At 44.0% G+C, this 1,553-nt stretch carries 1 protein-coding gene and 1 pseudogene; one reads left to right on the plus strand and one right to left on the minus strand.

All coding sequences use genetic code 11. The annotated features are described in order from the left end of the window. A partial coding sequence (locus ACYVTD_RS12535; protein ID WP_461248088.1) for an aldo/keto reductase occupies positions 1 to 884 on the minus strand: 884 nt, incomplete at its 3' end. Between the two features lie 193 nt (positions 885 to 1,077). Here ACYVTD_RS12535 and ACYVTD_RS12540 point away from each other — a divergent pair. Continuing rightward, positions 1,078 to 1,553: pseudogene (locus tag ACYVTD_RS12540) on the plus strand (hypothetical protein); the annotation flags it as partial.

Raw genomic sequence — 1,553 nt, forward strand, 5'->3', positions numbered from 1 at the left:
GGAATTCCCGCCGGGCAGTTGTCGCAATAAGCGCAGCCTGTGCAAATGCCTTCAAACGAATTTTGCGCCTTTGCTTTTACCTCGTCAAGTTCCGCCTTTGTACGGGGCTTGTAACCTTCCATAGCGTCAAGCGCTTCGCGCAGATGTTCGATTGTGTCAAAGCCGACAAGCGTGTTTGTAATTTCAGGGTGATCCCAAAGGACGCGAAGCGCGGCGGCTACAACGCCTTCGCCGTCCCTGCGGATAAAATTAAAAAGTTCGGGGTGTTGCGGGATAACGCCGCCGCCAAGCGGATTCATAACTACAGCGCCTAAGTTTTTTGCTTTGATAGCGTCAAATGCCGCCTGCCTTGCGTTGAAGTTGTAGGCGGAATAGCCGAACAGCACACCTTCAAAAACTCCTTCCATTAATAACTCTTTAATTTCGTCTTTCATAAGGTGGCTGGAAACACAGATATGGCGGATAAGCCCCTCGTCTTTAAGTTTTCTGAAAGTTTTAAGGATACCGTCTTTTTTTCGGGTTTCCCAATTTTCCAAACTCAATATGCACCAGATATGGTAAAAGTCGATAGTATCGATATTTAGACGTTTAAGCTGATTTTCAATTTCCTTACGGATACCGCTTTCAGTGCTTTCAAATGTTTTGGTAGCGCAGAAGTAGGGCAGTCCCCGTTTTCGCATTTCCGCGAAACCCTTGCCGTAAACAGTCTCGCTTCTAGTCTCGAAATACCCAGGGGCGGTATCAAAGTAATTAATCCCGCCTTCCGCGGCGGCAACCATAAGGCGGACGCACTCGTCGTGGTCGTCCACATTCTTAAACCTCATTCCGCCAAAACCCAAAAGAGAAACTTTTTTCCCTGTTTTTCCGTACTCCCTGTAAATCATCTTAACTCCTGACCTTATTGTATCAAAAATATGACTAAAATCAATCAAAATTAACATACCAAAAACACAGTTTGTAGTAAAAATCTTAAAATATTTTCAATTTTAATCAAGCGCCATGCACCTGCGCGCCATATATATGTATGAAAATATCATTTTTGTATGATATAATATTTTATCTTCAGGAGGTTGAATTATGTCAACTGTTGCAAGCAAGGAGAGGAACATAAGAAGATCTGTTTCCGGAAAACAAGGACCAAATTTCAGAACAGTATGGGCGTCATTGAAGGAACTCGCCGCAAGTCAAAAAGAGACTGACCGGATAGTAAGGCGAAACGGGAAACAGTTGGGGGAAATCCACCGCCGTTTTGGGCAAATAGCTGAACACCTTGTCGCCCCCGGTATAGCCAGACGTTTTAACGAACGAGGGTATCACTTTGATTTAGTGGCGACTAAAGGAGCTAAACTATACGATGAACGTGGAAAAATCAAAGCTGAAATTGATTTATTATTGGAAAACGGCAGTACAATAATGGCGGTAGAAGTAAAAGCAAGACCTGTAACACAAGATGTGGAACACCATATCAAACGGCTGGAAATATTGAGTTTGGAAAATCGGAATTCCCGCCGGGCAGTTGTCGCAATAAGCGCAGCCTGTGCAAATGCCTTCAA

This window comes from Treponema sp. R6D11, from assembly GCF_054786075.1.